The organism is Gudongella ferriphila, assembly GCF_046224405.1.
Lineage (GTDB): Bacteria > Bacillota > Clostridia > Tissierellales > Tissierellaceae > Gudongella.
On the sequence record NZ_JBJXRK010000004.1, the window covers coordinates 107,543 to 129,757 of the forward strand.

The window sequence follows — 22,215 nt, forward strand, 5'->3', positions numbered from 1 at the left end:
AAGGATATTTTTTAGGCGTGTCTCAAAACCCTCATGGCATTAAGGACCGCTATAAGGGCAACACCCACATCAGCAAAAACCGCCTCCCACATGGTTGCAATTCCAAAGGCTCCCATTATAAGGACGATTCCCTTAACTCCCAGTGCAAAGAAGATATTCTGCCATACGATTCTCCTGGTCCAGGAAGCGATGTCAAGGGCCAAGGGTAGCTTCAAAAGCTCATCGGTCATAAGGACTATGTCCGCAGCCTCAATTGCCGCATCAGATCCAAGGGCTCCCATTGCCACCCCTATGTCCGCCCTGGCAAGGACTGGAGCATCGTTTATCCCGTCCCCCACAAAAATAAGTTTCTTGTTCTTCCCTAGACCTGCTGTCAGTTCCTCTATGACAGCCACCTTATCCTGGGGCAGCAGCTCCGAATACACACTGTCTATGCCAAGGTCTTCAGCAACCTGGAGGGCCACCTGGTCTCTGTCTCCAGTTAGCATTACAACATTCTCAACCCCACGGTCCTTGAGTCCTTGAATGGCCAGCTTTGATTTTTCCTTGATCTTGTCGGCTATGAGTATATAGCCCTGGTATTCCTTATCTATGGAAATATGGATTATGGTCTTGCCGTTATCCTCTGCTTCAGTCCCGATCCCCTTCTCCTTGAAAAGGGACGAATTCCCCAGAAGCAACTCCCTTCCATCAACATGTGCAAGTATCCCAAGCCCTGCCAGCTCCTTGTAATCCTGCAAAAGACCCCGGTCCAGCTCCAGCTTGTTTGCCTTCAGTACAGATTGTGCGATTGGATGGGAGGAGTGACTTTCTCCCAGGGCTGCCAGCTGGAGGAGCTCCTCTTCTGTCATCCTGCCTTTTGAAACCACCTGGACCACCTGGAACTCTCCCTCTGTCAGGGTCCCAGTCTTGTCAAACACCACGGTGGATACCGAGTTCAAGGCCTCAAGATAGTTTCCTCCCTTGACAAGTATCCCATGTCTTGAAGCTCCTCCTATCCCTCCAAAGAATCCCAGGGGAATGGATATCACAAGTGCACATGGACAGGATACCACAAGGAAAATCAAAGCTCTGTATATCCAGTCGGAAAACAGCGCCCCCTCAATTGCAAGTGGCGGGATAATGGCCAACCCCAAAGCAAAGAATACCACAGCAGGTGTGTAATACCGGGCAAATCTGGTGATGAAGTTTTCAGTTGGAGCCTTCTTGGAGGCTGCATTTTCAACCAGGTCAAGAATTTTTGAAACAGTTGATTCATTGTATTCCTTCTCCACCCTTACCTTCAACAATCCCTGTCTGTTTATGAAGCCACTCAGGACGGAATCCCCTGCTACTACATCCCTTGGAATAGATTCCCCTGTAAGGGCTGCAGTATCCATTGACGAGGAGCCCTCCATTACAAGTCCGTCAAGGGGCACCTTTTCCCCTGGACGAATCACAATTAGGTCGTCCTTTTTAACCTTTTTCGGATCCACCTTCCTGACTTCACCACCATCCACCAGATTTGCATAGTCCGGTCTGATATCCATCAGCTGGGCAATGGATCTTCTTGATTTGTTTACCGCATAGTCCTGGAAAAATTCTCCCACCTGATAGAATATCATAACTGCAACTCCCTCAGGATATTCGTTTATGGCAAAGGCTCCCATTGTAGCAATTGTCATCAGGAAGTTCTCATCGAAAACCTGACCCCTGGCAAGATTTCTGAACGCCCTAAGGATTACCTCCCCACCGATGAGAAGGTAGGCACCAAGGTATAGCATCAGTATTGGAATCCCTTCCAGCGGAAGCAGCAGGGCAGCCGCAAATAGGACTGTTCCAATCATAACCCCCCGCATATCCTTCGAACCCTGGTGCTTGTGACCATGGCTCTTTCCAGGTCCCTCTCCATTGTCAAGGCTATGGTCACGATCATCCTCCCTTCCCAAAACTCTCACATGAGGCTCAAAGAAGAGTACGATTTTTTTGACTTGATCCCCCATCTCATGGGAATCACCTTCATGGTCAACCTTCAGTGTCTTATTGATAAAGTTAAGGGAGGCATCAGAAACCCCCGGTAACTGCTTTATTTTTGCCTCTATCCTAGAAGCACAGTTGGCTCAGTCCATGCCCTCCAGGTAAAATTCAATTCTGTTCATATCTATGCCTCCACCTATTTATGTCCTACATGGACCAATCCCTGATCCAATATGTTCATTACGTGCTCGTCATCCAGGGAATAGAAAACTATCTTTCCCTCTCTTCTGTACTTGACCAGCCCTGCCTGCTTAAGTACCCTGAGCTGATGGGAAATTGCCGACTGGTTCATTTCCAGAAGGACAGCTATATCGCACACACACATCTCCGATTGGAACAATGCGTGAAGAATCCGTATCCTGGTTCTGTCTCCCACAACCTTGAAGAAATCCGCAGACCTGTCCAGAAGCTGGTCATCAGGCATTTCCTTCTTGACCCTGTTTACTGTTTCCTCATGTATAACCGTACAGTCACACACTGCAATATTCTTATCTGCACTCATCTGTTCAACTCCTTTCATATGAATACCTGTTCATATGTTCAAGTATATTCTACTACCTGAAAGGGCATATTGCAAGATAATTTTGCACAAAAAAACCGCCTCCCATTGGAGACGGTTCTTTAATTAAATTATTCTACTGTTTCTTCCAGTAGCTCCTCAAAAGCAGGCTCAGGCATTTCAACATAAACCTCAATCATTCTCAGCTGCTCGTTCCACTTAATGTCAAAACCGTGGTTGTCAAGCTCCCTGATATGCATCAGTTCATCTGATGGCTCCATTTCAACACCGAATATCTCAACAGCATCCTTTATGCTCATGTATGAAAGACCTTCCTGGGAAATTGTTATTTCAACCTCGCCCTGAATGACCTCTGTTTCCGTTATAATCATGTACATATCCTGGTCAACATCAAGCATCGCTGCTAGATTTCCGCCTTCTACAGGAAGACCCATGCTCCCCATAAGAAGGTTTGTCAAATCCTCCTGAGTGTAAATCTTGACGGACTCAGGCAGTTCCAGTGTATAGTCATCAAGTCTCACTGTTGTGGAAACCATCTCCACAATGATTTCTCCCATTGGAGTTGTAACATACAGCTTCGCCTCTTCGTCGTATTCTTCATCGGTTATTGTGGTAACCTGATTGTAGTAGCTTCCCTTTATTGCTTCCCTTGCAGTCTCAAGCATCGGTGCGAAAACTTCCTCATACATTGCCAAGGCTTCCTGGATTTCCTCCTCTGTCAGCTCCATTTCCATTTCCTGACCGGAAAGCTCCATCAGCTCTGCAGAGTTCTCAAGGGAGAACTTCATGTAGGTATCGAATAGGTCCACCAATTGATCTGAGTCAATGTTAAGTGTGTAGGTGTTTCCTTCCTTTGTCATGTCCAGTTCAAAATCAAGCTCCATGTTCTCAACAAATTCCAGAACATCCATCAGGTATTGCTTGTTGAACTGAGGTACCTCTTCTCCCCCTTGGAGCATAACATAATCCTCTTCAATCTGGACCATTTCTTCCATTTCCATCTTCTCTGCAATGAACTTTATGATTTCAGTGTTAAGGTATATGTCACCTCCCACAGTCATCATATGAATCAAAGGAATCTGAAGCTCTGGATCCTCAGTTGTAACCACGATTTCCATTGAAGTCGTCATGTTTTCCATGTTCCCAACGGACTTTACATTGACATCAAACACCATTGGCTCCTCTTCAGGAACTGCTATGGTTATCTTCATGTCTGATTCGCCTTCCATTGCTGTCCATTCTTCATACATTGCCTTCAGGTCCGCCCAGTACTCTCCTGCCGGAGTCTCTGGAGCAGCCGATGCTATGGTTGTAGAGAACATTGCCAATACTAGAATCAATGCCACCAATACTCTTTTCATATGTATCTCCCCTTTTCTTTTGTAGTTCTTATGACCCATCCCATAGAATTACTGGAATCCATCACACTTCTACATTCGTTTTTATTTTAACACATTTTATTGTAATATTGTGACAAATTTTGATATTTGTGTAATTTTAACCGTTTTGTAACCAAATGAAATCAATTCACAATGCACAATTCACAATGCACAATTGTTGGAGTTGAATTTTGAGGTCGCGGACCCCGTCACAGGGCAGGATAAGGTATCCTTAAGTATTTTTAATTGTGAACTGTGATCTGTGAATTGTGAATTATCATTTCTGCCCATATTTCCTGAATTTCTCCCTCATCCTGACCATTTCCTCCTGTCCGATTACAACCGGCTCACCCATGGATCTGGTCCTGTAATAAAGCTCGCAGCAAAACTCAATATCCTCAGCTATTTTAAAGGCCTGCTCCACTGTTGTTGCTCCAGCAAGCATTCCATGGTTTGCAAGGAGTACTGCCTTTCTGTCTTCCATGGCCCTAAAGGCATTCTCTGCAAGCTCCTTTGTGCCAAATGTTGCATAATCCGCGCATCTTACATTGTCTCCCGCCACTGCTACCATATAGTGAACAGGTGGCAGATCCCAGTTCATGCATGATATTGTTGTGGCATATATTGAGTGGGTATGGACCAGTGCCGATAGGTCATCCCTGTTCTGGTAGAAAATCCTGTGTAGCTCATACTCAGAGGATGGCTTTCTGTCTCCATCAATCACAGCCCCATCCAAATTCATGACAACAACATCATTTGCTCTGGTTTCCATATAGTCAAGACCTGATGGACTAATAACCACAAGACCTGATTCCCTGTGAAAAATGCTTATGTTTCCACCTGTGCCTGTGGTAAGATCCCTTTCCAACAGCATTTTTCCGTATTCTACAACCTTTTCCCTAAGCTCTCCAAGCAGCATGACATTCCCTCCCCTTCCCTTATAAGTCCATAGTAGCAATACCTGAATAGTCTGTCAATTGCCGCGTTTCTGTAACCTGATTGTTACACACTGCAACTCTTTTTTTTATATAATGAATACTAGAAAGGAGCAATATCATGAACAAGAAAATAAATTATCTCCTGCTTCTTACAATCATTGTTGGGCTTGTCCTATCAGGCTGTGGAAGCTCCAGCAGGGAGATGAAGACAATGTCTATGGAGGATTTTTCCATAGAAGACTTCTTTCCCTTCGACCAGTCCTTGCTGGAATCGGATTTTACAAGAAAAAAAATTGAAGACTATCTTCTCAGCATAAATCCAGAGGTTAATATTCAGGAAGGCCATTATGCAATAGGTGATCTGACAGGGGATGAAATTCCTGAAATAGCCATGTACATCCAAAGAGATCCTCAGGATATTGATGATCAGGGATCCTTGCAGATATACACCTACGACTCCACCTCATATGTCTTGGAGGACAAGGTACCGATGAACTATGACAATACAAACTATATCCTAAAGATTGGACATATAGCTGAAAATACTAAAGGGATACTTCTAAGCAACCAGGTTGGTTCCAAGGCTGGAGTGACCTATGGCTATGTCCTTGAGGATGGGGCTCTAAAAAGTGTTCTTAATCCAAAGAAGGTCAACCTTTTTTCTGTCACCACCTCCAACAGCATAGAGGACATTGACGGGGATGGAATCCTTGAGTTTAGCATTCACTCAATCGATCCGGAAACCAGTGCGGATAATCCCTCTGAAGCAGCCACCATTGAATTGTGGTACAGGTGGAATGGCAGAGACAGCGCCCAAGTAGTTTCAACAGCTGACGACATGGTCGAAAGCAGCATGATAATGGCTGCCCCAAGGGAATCACAGCCGGTTGAAGCCGCTGATGGTTTCGGGATAATGAGCGTTCCAGAGGAATCAGAGGCAATCCAGCCTGAAACCATGGAGCCTTCCCCTGGCACCTTGGAATATATTGATTATCTGACCCAGACAAAGGATGGTTATAGCAACAGGGAAATGACAGATAGGCTAAAGGAGCACATCGTCTCACTCAAGGTGAGCAAAAGCTACCGAAGCCTTGACATAGCAACCATGTTTTCCAAATATATGAAGGAATACTCCTTTGATTCATTCTTTGAAAAGTATGGACTTTCCCAGGAACGACTAAATGATCTGGAGTATCTTCAAAGAGACAGGATTCTCCAGTCTGAGCCTGACCTGAAGGAAATGCTTATCCGAAACAGGAGAATGGGATACATGCTGACTGTTGAAAAAGGTAGATACAATTACGAGATTGACTACGGGATGATCATTGATGACTTTGGGGGCAATCTGACAAATGAATTCAGAAAGTACCTGAGGATCATATCCAAGGAAGGCTCTCTCGCTCACATCAAAGACGGTGTTCTTAATATTCCCAAGAGGGAATTGGCTGCAAGGATCGTTGAAATCGAAAGCTTCAGGCTGACCTTCAGCTATTCCGAGTTTCTGGATGAAACCCTCCAGCTTTACCAGGAGTATATGGATTCCATGCTGTACCTCACTGGAGATGGAAAGGTCTTTAATGAGGAAACAGGAATCTTCCAGGGAAGTTCCAGACAGGAGCTTCAGGATATAGTAAATGATTTTCCTGATTCCAACATGGCGGATGTAATCAACTCAATGCTTCAGAAAGTGAAGAGCAGCAATGGCGCAATGACACCTGCAATAAGGGACGAAATTTCGATGATGATACCCTAGACAATATTTAAATCCTGCCCTTGGGGCAGGATTTTTGTGTTCTAATACTCAATTGAAGCTTCCTGGCTTCTTTCACTTATGTAGTGCTCAAACAATTTAGCCACAGTTGCTTCATGATAGGGTCTTACAAATATGCTTCCTATCCCAAAGAATAGAAGCCCCAGCAGATACCAGCCCAAAAAGGACAGGTCCAAAACAAATATATCTCCCTTTTGCCCGTCTGTCATTCTTGTGCTTATGTCTATTGCATCCCTTAAGGGCATGTCAGGATCCTCCGACAATATGTAGGGTACCATTCTGTACTGGTAATACTTGATTATACCTGGAATTATAAGAAGCAATGTCCACAGGAGAATGTATATATCCAGAAGAAAAATTTTCCCAGCCAAGGGCATCCACTGTCCCTTCCTGAAGGTGGTGAAAAGATTTCCGATGCTCACATCTCCCTCAAAGGCCCTCAAGAAAAATCTCTTCTCTCCTACAGTCAAGGCGTTTCCGATGATTATTCCTATTATGATTGAAAAGACAATAAAGGCGGCAAATATTCCAAATGTGGTGTTGAAAACAAATGGATTACCTGGACCTATGCCGTTTGTTGAAATGTTGAAAATATCATTGCCTGGTGAGAAATCAACTATATACTCCCTTTCAACGTTATACATTCCGTTATTAAACTCACTTCTGGACTCGCTTCGCCCGGAGCCACCTGTAACAATCGCAACAATTAGGCACACCACAAATGCCTTCCAATAGTTATTCCTTAGAAAATCCTTTGCCTGCTGCTTCAAACCCGCTCGTGACCACATTTTATCCACCTCCAGCTCTATATTAACAATTTGTTAACCATCTGTCAATAAAAGGGTCTGATCACACATCAGACCCTTCTTTTAAGTCATCTTGACTGTCTGTGAATCCCTTGAAGATTCCTTAAGTGATTCCTCCATTCTGTTCACCGCACTATTCTTTACCCCATCCAGCTTTTCCCTTGCAACCGAGAGCATCAGCTTGATCCTGTTTTCCTGATTGACCCTGGTTGCCCCCGGGTCATAGTCAATTGGTACAATGTTTGCTGTTGGATGTATCTTCTTTATGTTTGCCACAACTCCCTTGCCGACTATGTGGTTTGGAAGGCACCCAAAGGGCTGTGTCACAACTATGTTCTCATAACCCTTTGCCACAAGCTCCATCATTTCAGCAGGCAGAAGCCAACCCTCTCCCATCTTGCAGCCCAGTCCCACTACATCATCAACCATTGATTTCAGATGTTTGAAGGGGGAAGGTGCAGTAAATCTGCTGTTTTTCTGGACAGCCTGAATCATTATATTCTCAAGGCCTCCAAGGTAACGGTTTATCCTGTCCATGATCACGCTTCTCCAGAACTTCCCTCCATAGAGCTGCTGGTCAATTACCCCGTTTTCAACTGTATACATTATGAATCCCATCAGACCCGGGACCATCACTTCACAATCCTCCCTGTGGAGAAACTCTTCAAGCTGGTTGTTGCCAAGACTTGAGAACTTAACATATATCTCACCCACAACTCCTACCCTGACCTTGCTCCTCTCCTCCCTCTGAATTCCCTCAAAGGAAAGGACTATCTCCTTCATCAAGGCCTTCATTTCCCTTTGCTTTATGGTTCTTCCCGACTGAAATTCCTCTCCTAATCTTTCTATCCACATGTCCAGATTTCTCCTGCTCTCTCCCTGGGCCCTTTCATATGGCCTTGTCTGATTGTAAAGAAGCATCAGAAGGTCTCCATAGATCAGACTGGCCATGGATTGCTTTAGCATTGGGAAGGACACCTTGAACCCGCTGTTTTTTTCCATCCCTCCAGCGTTTAGGGAAATTACCGGAACATGACCATAGCCTGCCTTTATCAGAGCCTTTCTCAAGAGGTGTATGTAGTTTGATGCTCTACAGCCACCACCTGTCTGGGTTATGAGAAGGGCTACCCTATCTGTGTCGTATTCTCCTGAATTAAGGGCATCAATCATCTGCCCGATTACAAGAAGGGCCGGATAACAGGTGTCATTATGGACATTCCTCAAACCCTGGTCAACCACTGAAGGTCCTGTGTTCTTGAGAACCGTCATTTTGTAGCCAAAATTCCTGAATACCTTCTCCAGCAAGGAGAAGTGGATCGGAGCCATATCCGGGCATAGAATGGTGTAGTCCTCTTTCATTTCCCTTGTGAACTCGATTCTCCTAACTCTTATGCCCATGTCCCTTCTCCTCCTTATCCTTCTGCTCTATTGCAGATAGCAGGCTTCGTATTCTGATTCTAACTGCTCCCAGATTCGTTATTTCGTCTATCTTCAGCTGAGTATAGATTTTTCCTTTTCCCTCAAGTATTGCCTTTATTTCATCGCTTGTGATTGCATCCAGACCGCAGCCAAAGGATACAAGCTGAACCAGTTCCATATCCTCCTGGTTTCCTACATAGTCAGCAACAGAATACAGCCTGGAGTGATAGGTCCATTGATTTAGAACATCAACAGGAGTCTTGGTTGCAAGGTTGCTTATTGAGTCCTCGCTTAACACAACCACTCCATACTCTGTAATCAGCTTTGATATTCCATGATTCGTCTCAGGATCCACATGGTAGGGTCTTCCAGCTAGAACTATTATTCTCTTGCCATTTTCTCTAGCTTTTTCAAGAAATTCCTGGCCCTTGGACTGCACCTTTCTAATGTATGTCCTATATTCCTTTATTCCCCTATCAACGGCAAACCTAACCTCATTTATCTTAATATCCTTATGGGTTCTTTGCAGTATTTCCAAGAGCTTCCTGGAAAGCACCTTCTTGTTCTTGAGCCCCATGTAGTCAAATATGAAGTTTGTACCTTCCAGTCTCTCAATATTGGCAGCTATCACCTCAGGATAATATGCCACAACTGGACAGTTGAAATAATTGTCCCCCATTTTTTCATCTATGTTGTAGGTCAGGCAGGGATAGAATATTGTATCCACATCCCTGTCGATCAGGTATTCTATATGGCCATGGACAAGCTTTGCAGGAAAGCATACGGTATCTGACGGAATTGTGTGCTGACCCCTAATGAACAGCTCCCTTGAAGAAAATGGTGAACGGATCACCTCAAAATCCAAGAGGGAGAAGACTGTATGCCAGAAGGGCAGCATCTCATACATGTTAAGTGCCATCGGAATTCCTATTGATCCCCTTCGTCCCTTGATTGACTTGTACTCCCTAAGTAGCTTTAGCTTCTCTTCATACATGTCAAAGCGCTCTTCAGAATTTCTGCTCTTAAGTGGCCTGTCACATCTGTTTCCACCGATGAACCTCCTGTTGTCTCCAAAGCTGTTAACCGTCAAGCTGCAGTTGTTCTCACAAAGCCCGCACATTACAACCTTTACCTGATGGTTAAACATCTGGAGCTGATTCTCATTGAGTATGGAGGTTTCTTCATTACCCATGTCCCTTGCATAAATGGCAGCACCGTATGCACCCATCAGTCCTGAGATGTTTGGTCTTATGACCTTCTGATCCAGCTCATCCTCAAATGCCTTGAGTACGGTATCGTTATAGAAGGTTCCTCCCTGAACAACAATATTCTCTCCCAGATCCCTTGCGCTGGAGGCCCTGATAACCTTGTAAAGTGCATTTTTTATTACACTTATTGAAAGTCCCGCTGATATGTCTGCCATGCTTGCTCCGTCCTTCTGAGCCTGTTTAACAGAGGAATTCATAAATACAGTGCATCTGGAGCCAAGGTCAACGGGATCCGTTGAGTATATCCCAAGATTTGCAAACTCACCTATGTCATAGCCCAGAGCTTCAGCAAAGGTCTGCAAAAATGACCCACAGCCCGAGGAGCATGCCTCGTTGAGGAATATGCTGTCAATCACTCCATCCCTTATCTTGAAGCATTTTATGTCCTGTCCGCCTATATCTATAATAAAATCAACATCCGGCTTGTACTTCTTGGCAGCAGTATAATGAGCTATGGTTTCCACAACCCCATAATCCAATGAGAATGCGTTCTTTAGCAACTCCTCTCCATAGCCTGTCACAGCTGATGACCTTATGTTTATGTTTGGATACTTCCTATAGAAGTCCAATAGAAAGTCCCTGATCAGTGGAACCGGATTCCCCTGATTTGATCTGTATATGCTGTGAAGAATCCTATCCTCACTGTCCATGATAACAGCCTTTATTGTGGTTGAACCTGCATCTATTCCCAGATAGGCATCACCCTTGTATGTAAAGGGGTCTGAATAGGTTACCTGCTCCATTTCATGTCGACTTTTAAACACCATGTATTCCTCTTCATCCCTGAATAGTCTTTTAAGACCACCGTATGACGACTTCTTGACCTGGTTGTTTTCAAGTCTTGTCACAAGGTCAGGTAGGTTTACAGGCGTTTCAAAATCGCTTAATGCCGCTCCCATTGCAACAAAATACAGTGAATTTTCCGGACATATTCCGTTGACTCCAAGAGTCCTGTTAAAGGTCTCCCTAAGCTGTGAAAAGAAGGTCAATGGTCCTCCAAGATATACCACCTTTCCCTTGATGGGCCTTCCCTGGGCCAGACCTCCGATTGTCTGATTGACAACAGCCTGAAATATGCTTGCAGACATGTCGCTTTTACTGGCTCCCTGATTTAGGAGTGGCTGAATATCAGACTTGGCAAACACCCCACATCTTGAGGCTATTGTATACTGTTTTTCATGACTCTTTGACAGCTCGTTCATTTCAGTAAGGCTTATACCCATGAGGGTTGCCATCTGGTCTATAAAGGCACCCGTACCCCCTGCACAGGATCCATTCATCCTTACCTCAAGCCCATTGGACAGAAAAAGGATCTTTGCATCCTCCCCTCCAAGCTCAATGACAACATCAGTTCCCTCCACCTCTCTCATAACAGCCAATCTAGTGGCATATACCTCCTGAATAAAGGGTATGTCATGCTTCTCGGCAAGTCCCATTCCAGCGGACCCGGAGATAGAGAGGCTTGCCTTCTTTTCAGATGGAAACCTTCCCATTATTTCATTCAGCAGTACAATAGTCTTCTCCCTGATTTGAGAAAAGTGCCGCTCATAGGAATGAAAGATCAGGTTATCCTTCTCATCCAGCACGACACATTTCAAGGTAGTTGAACCGACATCCAAGCCAATTTTCATTATGATCACCTTATTCTTCAGATTATGCCATCATTTTACTACATTTATCGATAAAAGTCTATCTGGGAAAACGAGTGGAAAGTGAACAATGAACAGTGAACAGTGAACAAAGAACAATGTAAAGAAGTAAGAGATAAGAAACTAAAGATAATAAGAGGGTCAAGACTCTTCGCACAGCTCAGAGTGACAAAAATGTTGTCATAAGTACCCGGCAATAGAAATATCCAAAATCTTTGATTTTGATATATTTCATTGAGAGGGTAGCTGAGGCTGGCCGAAGGATCTTGGTCTACAAAGCTAGACCCATATAATCAATTGTGAATTGTGAATTGAGATCTGTGAATTAAAAAACCAGGCTCTCGCCTGGTTTTAAAACTATCCTCTCTGATAGTTTGGTGATTCCTTTGTTATTGTAATATGGTGTGGGTGGTTTTCAACAAGAGATGCTCCAGAAATCTTTATCATCTTAGCCTTCTCCTGAAGCTCTGGAATATCCTTAGCACCAACATAGCCCATACCTGATTTCAATCCACCTACCAGCTGATAAACCACATCTCCAAGCTTACCCTTGTAGTGGACCCTTCCTTCAACCCCTTCAGGTACATATTTCTTGGTATCCTCCTGGAAGTATCTGTCCTTGCTTCCGGAATCCATAGCTCCCATGGAGCCCATGCCCCTGTATTCCTTGTATCTTCTTCCTTCAAAAAGAACCTCTTCTCCAGGGCTCTCCTCTGTTCCAGCAAACATTGACCCTGCCATCACAACATTGGCTCCAGCTGCTATTGCCTTTGTAATATCTCCAGAATACTTGATCCCGCCGTCAGCTATTATGGGAATTTCGTGCTCTGCAGCAGCCTTGGCGCAGTTCATAACTGCAGTTACCTGGGGAACCCCAATCCCTGTAACTACCCTCGTGGTACAGATTGAACCAGGTCCAATTCCAACCTTAACCGCATCCGCTCCAGCTTTTATAAGGTCCAGGGTTGCTTCTGCAGTTGCCACATTACCTGCAATAACCTGAAGGTCAGGGTAGTTGGCCTTGATCTTTGAAACCGCCTCAAGCACTCCCTTTGAATGGCCATGGGCTGTGTCAACCACCACTACATCAACCTGGCTTTTCACAAGGGCAGCGACCCTTTCCATCATATCAGCAGTAACTCCAACGGCTGCACCTGCAAGCAGTCTATCCTTCTTGTCCCTTGCGGAGTTAGGAAACTCAATTGACTTCTCTATGTCCTTGATTGTAATAAGACCCCTCAATTTGAAATCATCATCCACCAAAGGCAGCTTCTCGAACTTATGCTGCTTCATTATTTCAAGGGCCTCATCCATGGTTATGTCAATCTGTGCCGTAACAAGGTTTTCCTTTGTCATCACCTCGTCGATCTTTCTTGTGATGTCCTTCTCAAATCTTATGTCCCTGTTTGTAAGTATCCCCACAAGGGTGTTGTCCTCTTCAACAATGGGAACTCCTGAAATCCTGTATCTTTCCATTAGCTCCAAAGCATCGGAGACTGCATGTTCCTTTGAAAGGGAAAAAGGATCTGTAATTATTCCATGCTCTGATCTTTTGACCCTATCAACTTCAAGGGCTTGCTTTTCAATGGACATATTCTTGTGAATTATACCTATTCCACCTTCCCTTGCTATTGCTATGGCCATCTTGGATTCAGTTACAGTGTCCATTCCAGCTGTCATCAATGGAATATTAAGCTTTATCTTTCTTGTAAGCTGTGTGCCTACATTGGTGTTTCTTGGCAGTACCTCAGATTTCCCCGGCAAGAGAAGCACATCATCAAAGGTCAAACCCTCTCCAACAAATTCCAAATTAATTCCTCCTTTTTCAAACCCAGTTTATATTTCTTTATAATGTAACAAAACCAATGGGTAATGTCAAGGAAAGAAAATAGGAGCATCAAGCTCCTATCTTAAAATATCTATCCCGGCTTGAGCAAGCTCCATTGCTTCTTCAAGCAGCTCCAATGCCAGCCTGTTGTTGTGATATCCTTCGCTGTTCTCCACAAAAACAAAGTCCCACTTAAATTGTGCCTGACGGTGATAATTTCTCGCTTCCTGGAGAACCTCATCGCTTACGGTCTGGTTGTTTGTCTCTTCTGTCAACATACCTATGAGGTCCATCAATACTCTTGAAGATTCGTTCATCTTTTCCTCTACATTTCCTTGGATATCCTCAACCCACGCTATCAAAGATTCTGGTGTCTGGTCACTGTGACAGCCCATGCAGGATGCTTCAAGTGTCTTTAAAGGACTTGTCCAGTGATGTGACCTGAAGGCATCCCCTTGGGGACTTTCCTCTGAAGGCATGTGACAGTCAATACACGTCAGTCCAAAACGCGAATGGAGGCTTCCCTGGAAGGTCTCAAACTCAGGGTGTTGAACCTTTAGCAGTTGTGTACCAGTTGAAGGGTGCTCCCAGTCATAGTAGCCTATCTCATCAAAGTACTGAATCATGCCATCGGTGCCGAATCCGTTGTGCCATGGCAAAGTAACCACCTTGGTCTCAGGGTCCTGGTAGTATTCCACATGACATTGACCACAAACCATTTCCCTCGGCTCAAATTCCTCCCCGAGATTTTCAACTCCTGTCATGAAATGTCCTCTGTTGATGTTGATAACACCTGGAGTGTTCTCATGGCAGTCATAGCAGGATATGGTATTGACCATATTCTCTGTTGCCTCCTCAAATGTCATGGAATGGGCTGTTATACCTTCCTCCTCAACCATCTTCAGGTAGTCTGGAGACTTGCAGGCGAAGCAGCTGGCAGCAGCCTTTGGTCTCTCTGTATGTATGACATCCTCCAATGCATAGGTGTGACCCCTTGCCCTCAGGTATTCAATGCTGAATCCATAGCCTTCATAGAAGGTCTTCAACTCAGGATACTTTTCAAGGTAATCAATCGGCACTGATCCGCCAAAGGTTGTCTCTACCATTTCGTTGTTTCTCAGGTAGGTCTCATACACAAGCGGATGCTCATCCTCCCACTCCGAAGCTGGTATAATATCTTCAGCTCCATTTCCGCAACCTGTGGCAAAGGACAGTAAAACAGCCAACAAGAAGGCCGATTTCTTCTTCATTTTACTCACCTCCTTCCCTCGGTTATATTATACCCGTTTATCACTCCCTTACTTCCATCAGCTTCAGGCAGGCAAGAACCATTGTCCTTGTACAGAACTTTATCCACCTTTCGTCTACATCGAATGTGGGACTGTGTCCAGGTCCATAGTTTCCTGTTCCCACCTTATAGTAGAGGGACTCCACCCTCTGGGATATGAATCCAAAATCCTCTGCTGCCATCACCGGCTGGGCATCCTGGATAACACACCCTTCCAGGCAGGTCTCCCCAGGGGAATCCATGTCGATGTCACTAACAAGTTCATTGTAGCTGTCCTTCAGCAGTCCTCCCACAATCCTTGCAGCCTCCTTGCTGTTGCTTACAGAAGGATAACCATCTTTGAACACGCACTCGCATTCCCCTCCAAAGGCCTTGGCAATCCCCGAGGATATCTTAGCTATCTGGTCCCTAATCACCTCCCTGGATCTGCCATCAAGTGACCGTATGATCCCCTTCAACTGGACCATGTCCGCTATTACATTGGTGGCATTTCCCCCAGAGACCATCCCCACAGATAAGGTGGCTGTGGAAAACGGGTCAAGGTTCCTGCCCTGTATTGAATTCAAAGCCACAATAATATGGCCCGCAATGTTAATTGCATCTATACCCTGCTGCGGCTTTCTTGAGTGTGCAGACTTTCCCCTAATGGTTAATGTGAACCCATCTGAACAGGCTGTTATGATCCCTTGGTTCAAATGCACCAACCCTTTGTCCATGGGCATTACGTGAAGTGCCAGGGCCAGGTCCACATCTGGGTCCAAAAGTACTCCTCCTTCTATCATCCTCCTTGCACCTGCTCCCCTTTCCTCGCCAGGCTGATACAGGAACTTGACAATGCCACTCCATTCACCTCTCAAGCGGCTCATTACCCTTGCCACGGCAACAAGATTAGCGGTGTGGACATCGTGACCACAGGCATGCATGATCCCCTTGTTCCTGGATTTGAACTCCGATTCCACCTGCTCCTCAATGGGCAGTGCGTCCATGTCAGCCCTTAAAAGCACAGTCTTGTATTTTTGACCCGGCTCCGGTGCCTTTCCACCTTCCATGGTGAATAAAATTCCTGTATCACCTACAAGTTCAAGGTTTCCGTCAAGTTTGGACAAACTTTCTGCAACAAGCCTTGAGGTCTGGTATTCCACGTGGGACAGCTCGGGGTTCTGGTGGATTTTTCTTCTCAGCTCCACTGTATCATTTTCATATTCATTTGTGAGATTCAATATCTTATCAATCATAAGCTTCACCTGGTCATAATATACCCTATATCATACAGGTTTATAGCACACAAAAAAGTGCGGCCTTCAAACATCCACCATAGAATGTTTGAAGGCCGCACTTTTATTTCGCTGAAGAAACCTATCTCATCTTCATTGGTATTCCAATTTTATCTTCCCATGCCTTGGCCATGGGCCTTATTATCTGAGGCCCAATTTTTGATATGACAACCAGCTGCTCCTCTTCTCTTGGCTCCGTGTTTTTAATGTCCAGCCTGTTGCCGACAACATCAATCTGGCTCCAACCCTTTTCCAGTCTTGCAAAGCCCTTTATTCTGTATGCATCCTTCTTGATTTCATCAATGAAACTGGAAAGCTCCTTTTCCCCAAGAGGGCTTTCAAAGCTTATTGTCAGAGTCTTTGGCTTGTTCTCCGGAGCATTGGTTGAATCTTCCCCTTCGGTCCATTTGTATTTCATAAGGTCCTCACCCAGAAAATTGTAATCCAATCTCCCATGGCTTGATGTTTCAATTGGAACTATTGGATTTATCTCCTTGATCTTCTCTATTGTCCTTGTGAGACTGCTCTCATCCACCAGGTCAGTCTTGCTAAGCACGGCAAGGTGGCAATGCTTTATCTGTCTTTCAACTGTTTCAAGGTCTTCAAGCTGATCCATAAAATTAAGTGCATCCGTTACGCAGATAGCTCCCCTGTAGTCATAAACACTTCCCTTTACAGACTCAACACCTTCCATTATCTCTCCGATGTTTGAAGGATCTGCAAGCCCTGATGACTCAACAAACAGATACCTTATATCCCTGTCAGCCATTTCAACCATTGCCTGAGCAAAATTCAACTTCAGACATGAGCAAAAGATGGATCCCCTGTTTATTTCAGTAAGCTCCAGACCATCCTTCCTTATGATGTCACCGTCTATTCCAATCCTTCCGAATTCATTCATTATGACGCCAACCTTCTCATGGGAAAGGTCCTCAAGAATATTCCTGAGGAAGGTTGTCTTTCCCGCTCCAAGAAAGCCAGTCAACAGATACAGGTCAATTTTTCTATCCACTACTTACTCTCCTCTTCCTTAGCTCTCTTTATCAAATCCTCAACCTTTTCCTTTATTATATCCCTGGTCTCCCTGTAATCCTCAATAGGTCCACCGGAGGGATCGTCCAAGCCCCAGTCCTCCATAAATCTGTTTGGGACAAAAGGACAAACCACATTACACCCCATTGTTATGAGATAATCCACTTCGTCAGGTACTGCATCCATTAGCTTGGGATAATGACCGGACATGTCAACGCCGGCTTCCTCCATTACTTCCTTTGCCAAAGGCTTTACCTCAGGGTACTCCTCGGTACCTGCAGAATATACCTCAAAATCGTCTCCTCCCAGGTGCTTGAGCCAACCTTCAGCCATCTGAGACCTGCAAGAATTGTGCACACACACAAACGCAACTTTAGTTCCCATCTAACCACTCCTTAAAGTTTACATATTCTTGTCTTTCTATGACATATGCAGTTTTCCTTCGGATTGGTCAGATACTCAAGATAACCCGAAAGATCCTCCACGACATCATGATTTATACTGTAATTCATCCATTTTCCTGCTTTTTTCCCTTCAACAACCCCTGATTTCACAAGTATTTTCATATGATGAGATATTGTAGGCTGAGTCAGCTCCAAACCCTCCATAATGTCACAAGCGCACATATCTCCGCATGATAGCATATCGAGAATCAAAAGCCTGTTTTTGTCAGCCAGTGCCTTTAAAACATCTACTCTACGATCCATACATACCCACACCCCTTTGCTTCTTTTACATTTAAATTTATCTATCTATATGTTAAAAGAATAACCCACTTTCGTGGGCTTGTCAATACTTTATCAATGATTTTGCAATAATTTTACAATAATTCAACAATCATTGCCTAAAGGGTATGGATCCATGGCTACTTTTCTAAAATAATCCTTTTGAAATCCTCAACACTTGGTATCCTGCCTGTTGTCAGGACCTTTTCATCAACTACAATTCCTGGAGTTGTAAGGATTCCATACTTCATCATGGTTACCAGGTCTTCAACCTTTTCCAACTGTACCTCCTGCCCAAGCTCATCAATGGCCTTTTGGGCATTTGCATATGACTTGTCACATTTGTCACAGCCTGTTCCCAGAATCTTGATTACCATATGTCACCTCCGTTCAATGAATATCTTACCCAGCAACTGCAACTTTAAGCTGACTATGTCCATAATTTCTTAAATATCCCGAATATATAAGTTCCAGACCTTCATACTCAATTATGTCCATAGGTGAAGTAAGACCTGGATGCTTGCTTGATAGGTCGATTCCACTCTTAAGGAAAACCTCCGAAACAAATTGGGAGCAGAAGTACTTATATTTTCTACTTAGTGGATAATTTAAGGATGCTGTTATAATTCCAAGAAAGCTGTATGTATACTTATGGCCTTCTGCTCTGAACCTGTCAATTTCATTTTTTATGCTTCTGTATTGCTTCCCGGTAACCTTAAGTTCATAAAGTGAACAGGTCGTATTTGGGAATCTGCTGAATGTTCCGTGATGAATGTCCTCCCTTACGAATCCAGCGAAGAATGGGTTGTATGGATTGAGCCTTCCAAAGCTGTAAACCTGGTCAAGATTTTCATCCAAAGCAATGGATACATGTGTATAAGGATGGTCAGTAAAGAAATTGATCGTCCTTGAAAACATGGAACCACTATGGGATAAAAGTAGATAAACTGAATATTCTTTTTTCATATGTTCTCTCCATCTATATTATTATCTTCTAATGATACTCCTTTTTTTGCATATTTACAATAAAAAAATCTGGATCGAGGATTGCTCCAGATTAGGTTACATCAAAGTTCCATCATTCTCGGACATCAGATAAAATCCCCACCTGTAATCAGGTGGGGATAAATGTCCTTAAGTTATTGGTGGCTACATCATGCCGCCCATGCCACCCATACCGCCCATGCCTCCCATGCCGGCCATTGGGTCCTCTTTTTCAATGTCAACTACTGCACTCTCGGTAGTCAATACCATTGCAGCAACACTTGCAGCATTTTGAAGGGCTGATCTTGTAACCTTGGTTGGGTCTACTATTCCCTTTTCAACCATGTTTACATACTGCTCGCTTAGAGCATCAAATCCAATTCCCTCATCAGCTACCTTAACCTTTTCAACGATGATCGAACCTTCGATTCCAGCGTTTGCCGCAATCTGTCTTACAGGCTCCTCCAAGGATCTCAAAATAATGCTGATTCCTGTCTTCTCATCGCCATCTGTCTCATCCAACAGATATGCAATCTTTGCTATTACATTCAACAGAACAGTTCCTCCTCCAGGAACGATTCCCTCTTCAACAGCTGCCCTGGTGGCTGCCAATGCATCCTCAATTCTCAGCTTTCTTTCCTTCAGCTCGGTCTCTGTTGCTGCACCTACCTGAATGACCGCAACTCCACCGGATAGCTTTGCAAGCCTCTCCATAAGCTTTTCCTTGTCGAACTCTGACTCAGAAGCATCTGCCAGGTTCTTGATCTGATTGATTCTTGCGTGTATGTCTTCCTGGCTTCCTTCACCATTTACAATCACTGTGTTTTCCTTGTCTATCTTTACCTTGGCGGCTCTACCAAGCATTTCTATCTTTGTTTCCTTAAGGTCGTGTCCCAGCTCCTCGGAGATTACCTCTCCGCCAGTAAGGATCGCGATATCCTTAAGCATCTCTTTTCTTCTATCTCCAAATCCTGGTGCCTTTACAGCAACACAGTTGAAGGTTCCCCTAAGCTTATTCACAACAAGAGTGGCCATTGCCTCTCCTTCAATGTCTTCAGCGATTATTACCAGAGGCTTGCTCTGCTGTACAATCTGCTCAAGAATTGGAAGTATCTCCTGGATATTGGAAATTTTCTTATCAGTCAACAGGATATATGGGTTTTCATACTCTGCTATCATCTTCTCAGTGTCAGTCACCATATATGCTGATACATAGCCTCTGTCAAACTGCATTCCCTCAACAACATCAAGGGTTGTACCCATTGACTTGGATTCCTCAACAGTTATTACTCCATCGTTTCCAACCTTCTCCATTGCATCTGCTATCAACTGACCGATTTCCTCATCAGCAGCGGAAATTGATGCGACCTGAGCTATTGCTTCCTTGGATTCAACAGGTACTGATGCCTTCTTGATCTCCCCGACAGCTGCATCCACAGCCTTTCTGATACCCTTCTGGATTATCATTGGGTTTGCTCCTGCTGCAACATTCTTAAGTCCTTCCCTAATTATTGCCTGTGCAAGCAAGGTTGCTGTAGTTGTTCCGTCACCTGCAACATCGTTTGTCCTTGTTGCAACTTCCTTTACAAGCTGAGCTCCCATATTCTCGTATTTATCCTCAAGCTCAATCTCCCTGGCAATTGTAACACCGTCATTTGTAATCAGGGGAGCACCGAATTTCTTATCAAGCACTACGTTTCTTCCCTTAGGTCCAAGTGTCACCTTAACGGTATCTGCAAGCTTGTTAATTCCTCTTTCCATTGATCGACGAGCTTCCTCGCCGAATTTGATCTCTTTAGCCATATTGTATTCACTCCTTTTTATTAATTCTCAATTCTCAATTCACAATTCACAATTGATTATTCAAGTCGAGCTATGTGGTCTAAGATCCTTCGTTTCACTCAGGAAGACAAAATAATTGTCACTCTGAGCTGTGCGAAGAGTCTTAAATCTTCTTATTATCATAAGTTTTCTAACTCTTAATTCTTACTTCTTAAATATTAACTAAATCTTTCAACTTTCAACTGACCACTTTCTGCTGTTTAGTCTTCAACCACCGCAAGTATATCCATTAGCTTAAGGATTGTAAGCTCCTCTGCGTCAACCTTCACTTCAGTTCCCGCATACTTTGAGAAGATAACTTTATCTCCCACCTTTACCTGATCTTTTCTCTTTTCGTCATTAAGAATTTCATCCCCAATGGCAACTATTTCCGCCATCAAAGGCTGCTCTTTGGCTGTGGATGGCAATACGATTCCACTCTTGGTCTTTTCTTCAACCTCCATCTTCTTTATGATTATTCTGTCTCCTAAAGGCTTAAGGTTCATTCATACTCCTCCTCGATATATAGTCTTTTTTTGTTAGCACTCATCTCATCTGAGTGCTAACATCTATTTATAATAATACTCTAAAACAAGGAGCTAATCAAGTCCATTTTTGCCTTAAAAATAAATTTTAAAGGGAAATTTTAAGATTTATCTGCCCATTGCTTTAGAATACTATGATTTCCTTGTTATTTCTTTCATTTACTTTAAAATAAAGCCACAATTGAATAATATACAATGGGAATAAATATGGCAGGCAGCATATTTGCTATCTTTATTTTCTTTATTCCAAGTATGTTAATGCCTATTGCCATTATAAGTATGCCACCGATAGAGGACATTTCATTGATGACCTCAGGGGTCAAAAAATCCTTGACTGAGCTGGCCAAAAGGGTTATGGCCCCTTGATACAGAAAAACTGCCACTGCTGAAAATGCAACCCCTATTCCAAAGGTGGACGCGAATATAACTGCAGATACTCCGTCTAGTACCGATTTGGCGTAGAGGGTCTCATGATTTCCTGTAAGTCCGGATTCCAGAGCCCCAAGAATGGACATCGCACCTATGCAATACACAAGGGATGCCATGATAAAGCCCTTTGAGAAGTCAGAGTCACCCTTTCCAAACCTCTTTTCCATGTTGGTTCCCAGATTCTCCAGTCTCTTGTCCAGATCCAATTTCTCGCCTATTATTCCACCAACCACTATGCTTGCAAGTACAACAATCAGATTGTTCATTTCAAAGGCTCCCATAATTCCTATGATAACAACCGCAAGAGCCATTCCATCCATGATTGTGCTGGTATACTGCTCCTTGATTCCCTTTCTCAGAAAAACTCCCAAAAGCGCACCTGCAACTACCGCTATACTGTTGACAATAGTCCCCATCATAATTATCACCTACCCATTTTTTTGTCTGCTATACTAAATGATAACGCAAAATCCTAAAATTATCCAGAAAAAAATGGGAAATCGAATCATCGGTTCCCCATTTT

18 protein-coding genes and 1 pseudogene are annotated in these 22,215 nt (G+C 43.9%); 1 reads left to right on the plus strand and 18 read right to left on the minus strand.

All coding sequences use genetic code 11. The features are described 5' to 3' along the window. Nucleotides 1-11 precede the first annotated feature (11 nt). From ACKVDP_RS04665 to ACKVDP_RS04680, 4 genes and pseudogenes are all read right to left on the minus strand, one after another. Nucleotides 12-2,099 (minus strand): annotated as a pseudogene (locus ACKVDP_RS04665) (heavy metal translocating P-type ATPase); the annotation flags it as partial. 53 nt (nt 2,100-2,152) lie between these two features. Next, nucleotides 2,153-2,518, minus strand: coding sequence for an ArsR/SmtB family transcription factor (locus ACKVDP_RS04670; RefSeq protein WP_409227645.1), 366 nt, complete (start codon nt 2,516-2,518; stop codon nt 2,153-2,155). 128 nt (nt 2,519-2,646) lie between these two features. Next, the gene (locus tag ACKVDP_RS04675) at nt 2,647-3,897 is read right to left on the minus strand and encodes a hypothetical protein (protein ID WP_409227646.1); all 1,251 of its coding nucleotides are present in this window, start codon (nt 3,895-3,897) and stop codon (nt 2,647-2,649) included. 295 nt (nt 3,898-4,192) lie between these two features. Then, nucleotides 4,193-4,834 (minus strand): L-fuculose-phosphate aldolase, encoded by a 642-nt coding sequence (locus tag ACKVDP_RS04680; protein WP_409227647.1) that lies wholly within the window; start codon nt 4,832-4,834, stop codon nt 4,193-4,195. Nucleotides 4,835-4,971: 137 nt separating this feature from the next. On the opposite strand from ACKVDP_RS04680, the gene ACKVDP_RS04685 reads away from it, so the two are divergent. Beyond that, nucleotides 4,972-6,606, plus strand: coding sequence for a hypothetical protein (locus tag ACKVDP_RS04685; RefSeq protein ID WP_409227648.1), 1,635 nt, complete (start codon nt 4,972-4,974; stop codon nt 6,604-6,606). 41 nt (nt 6,607-6,647) lie between these two features. Here ACKVDP_RS04685 and ACKVDP_RS04690 read toward each other — a convergent pair whose 3' ends face one another. The 14 genes from ACKVDP_RS04690 to ACKVDP_RS04755 form a co-directional block, all read right to left on the minus strand. Beyond that, nucleotides 6,648-7,412 carry a DUF975 family protein gene (locus tag ACKVDP_RS04690; RefSeq protein WP_409227649.1) on the minus strand — a complete coding sequence of 255 codons (765 nt, stop codon included), beginning with the start codon at nt 7,410-7,412 and terminating at the stop codon, nt 6,648-6,650. Nucleotides 7,413-7,493: 81 nt separating this feature from the next. Then, a complete protein-coding gene (locus tag ACKVDP_RS04695; RefSeq protein ID WP_409227650.1) occupies nt 7,494-8,828 on the minus strand; it encodes a hypothetical protein in 1,335 nt (444 codons plus the stop codon). Further along, on the minus strand, nt 8,812-11,748 hold the full coding sequence (locus tag ACKVDP_RS04700; protein ID WP_409227651.1) for an acyl-CoA dehydratase activase-related protein: 2,937 nt from the start codon (nt 11,746-11,748) through the stop codon (nt 8,812-8,814). Before ACKVDP_RS04700 ends, ACKVDP_RS04695 begins: the two co-directional genes overlap by 17 nt. Before the next feature lie 375 nt (nt 11,749-12,123). Then, on the minus strand, nt 12,124-13,575 hold the full coding sequence (guaB, locus tag ACKVDP_RS04705; protein WP_409227652.1) for an IMP dehydrogenase: 1,452 nt from the start codon (nt 13,573-13,575) through the stop codon (nt 12,124-12,126). Between the two features lie 96 nt (nt 13,576-13,671). After that, on the minus strand, nt 13,672-14,844 hold the full coding sequence (locus tag ACKVDP_RS04710; protein ID WP_409227653.1) for an ammonia-forming cytochrome c nitrite reductase subunit c552: 1,173 nt from the start codon (nt 14,842-14,844) through the stop codon (nt 13,672-13,674). Nucleotides 14,845-14,884: 40 nt separating this feature from the next. Beyond that, nucleotides 14,885-16,117 carry a M20 metallopeptidase family protein gene (locus ACKVDP_RS04715; RefSeq protein ID WP_409227654.1) on the minus strand — a complete coding sequence of 411 codons (1,233 nt, stop codon included), beginning with the start codon at nt 16,115-16,117 and terminating at the stop codon, nt 14,885-14,887. Between the two features lie 121 nt (nt 16,118-16,238). Then, the gene (locus tag ACKVDP_RS04720) at nt 16,239-17,168 is read right to left on the minus strand and encodes a CobW family GTP-binding protein (RefSeq protein WP_409227655.1); all 930 of its coding nucleotides are present in this window, start codon (nt 17,166-17,168) and stop codon (nt 16,239-16,241) included. Next, nucleotides 17,168-17,572 (minus strand): arsenate reductase ArsC, encoded by a 405-nt coding sequence (locus tag ACKVDP_RS04725; RefSeq protein WP_409227656.1) that lies wholly within the window; start codon nt 17,570-17,572, stop codon nt 17,168-17,170. The genes ACKVDP_RS04720 and ACKVDP_RS04725 overlap by 1 nt, the downstream gene beginning before the upstream one ends. Before the next feature lie 11 nt (nt 17,573-17,583). Then, on the minus strand, nt 17,584-17,895 hold the full coding sequence (locus tag ACKVDP_RS04730; protein WP_409227657.1) for an ArsR/SmtB family transcription factor: 312 nt from the start codon (nt 17,893-17,895) through the stop codon (nt 17,584-17,586). Between the two features lie 158 nt (nt 17,896-18,053). Next, complete coding sequence (locus ACKVDP_RS04735) at nt 18,054-18,290, minus strand: thioredoxin family protein (RefSeq protein ID WP_409227658.1); 237 nt, start codon at nt 18,288-18,290, stop codon at nt 18,054-18,056. 25 nt (nt 18,291-18,315) lie between these two features. Further along, nucleotides 18,316-18,879, minus strand: a complete 564-nt coding sequence (locus ACKVDP_RS04740; protein ID WP_409227659.1) for a hypothetical protein — start codon at nt 18,877-18,879, stop codon at nt 18,316-18,318. Between the two features lie 183 nt (nt 18,880-19,062). Beyond that, nucleotides 19,063-20,700: a chaperonin GroEL gene (gene groL, locus ACKVDP_RS04745; RefSeq protein WP_409227660.1), complete on the minus strand. Its 1,638-nt coding sequence runs from the start codon at nt 20,698-20,700 to the stop codon at nt 19,063-19,065. Nucleotides 20,701-20,939: 239 nt separating this feature from the next. Beyond that, nucleotides 20,940-21,224: a co-chaperone GroES gene (locus ACKVDP_RS04750; RefSeq protein WP_409227661.1), complete on the minus strand. Its 285-nt coding sequence runs from the start codon at nt 21,222-21,224 to the stop codon at nt 20,940-20,942. Nucleotides 21,225-21,427: 203 nt separating this feature from the next. Beyond that, the gene (locus ACKVDP_RS04755) at nt 21,428-22,111 is read right to left on the minus strand and encodes a DUF554 domain-containing protein (RefSeq protein WP_409227662.1); all 684 of its coding nucleotides are present in this window, start codon (nt 22,109-22,111) and stop codon (nt 21,428-21,430) included. Between the last annotated feature and the right edge of the window lie 104 nt (nt 22,112-22,215).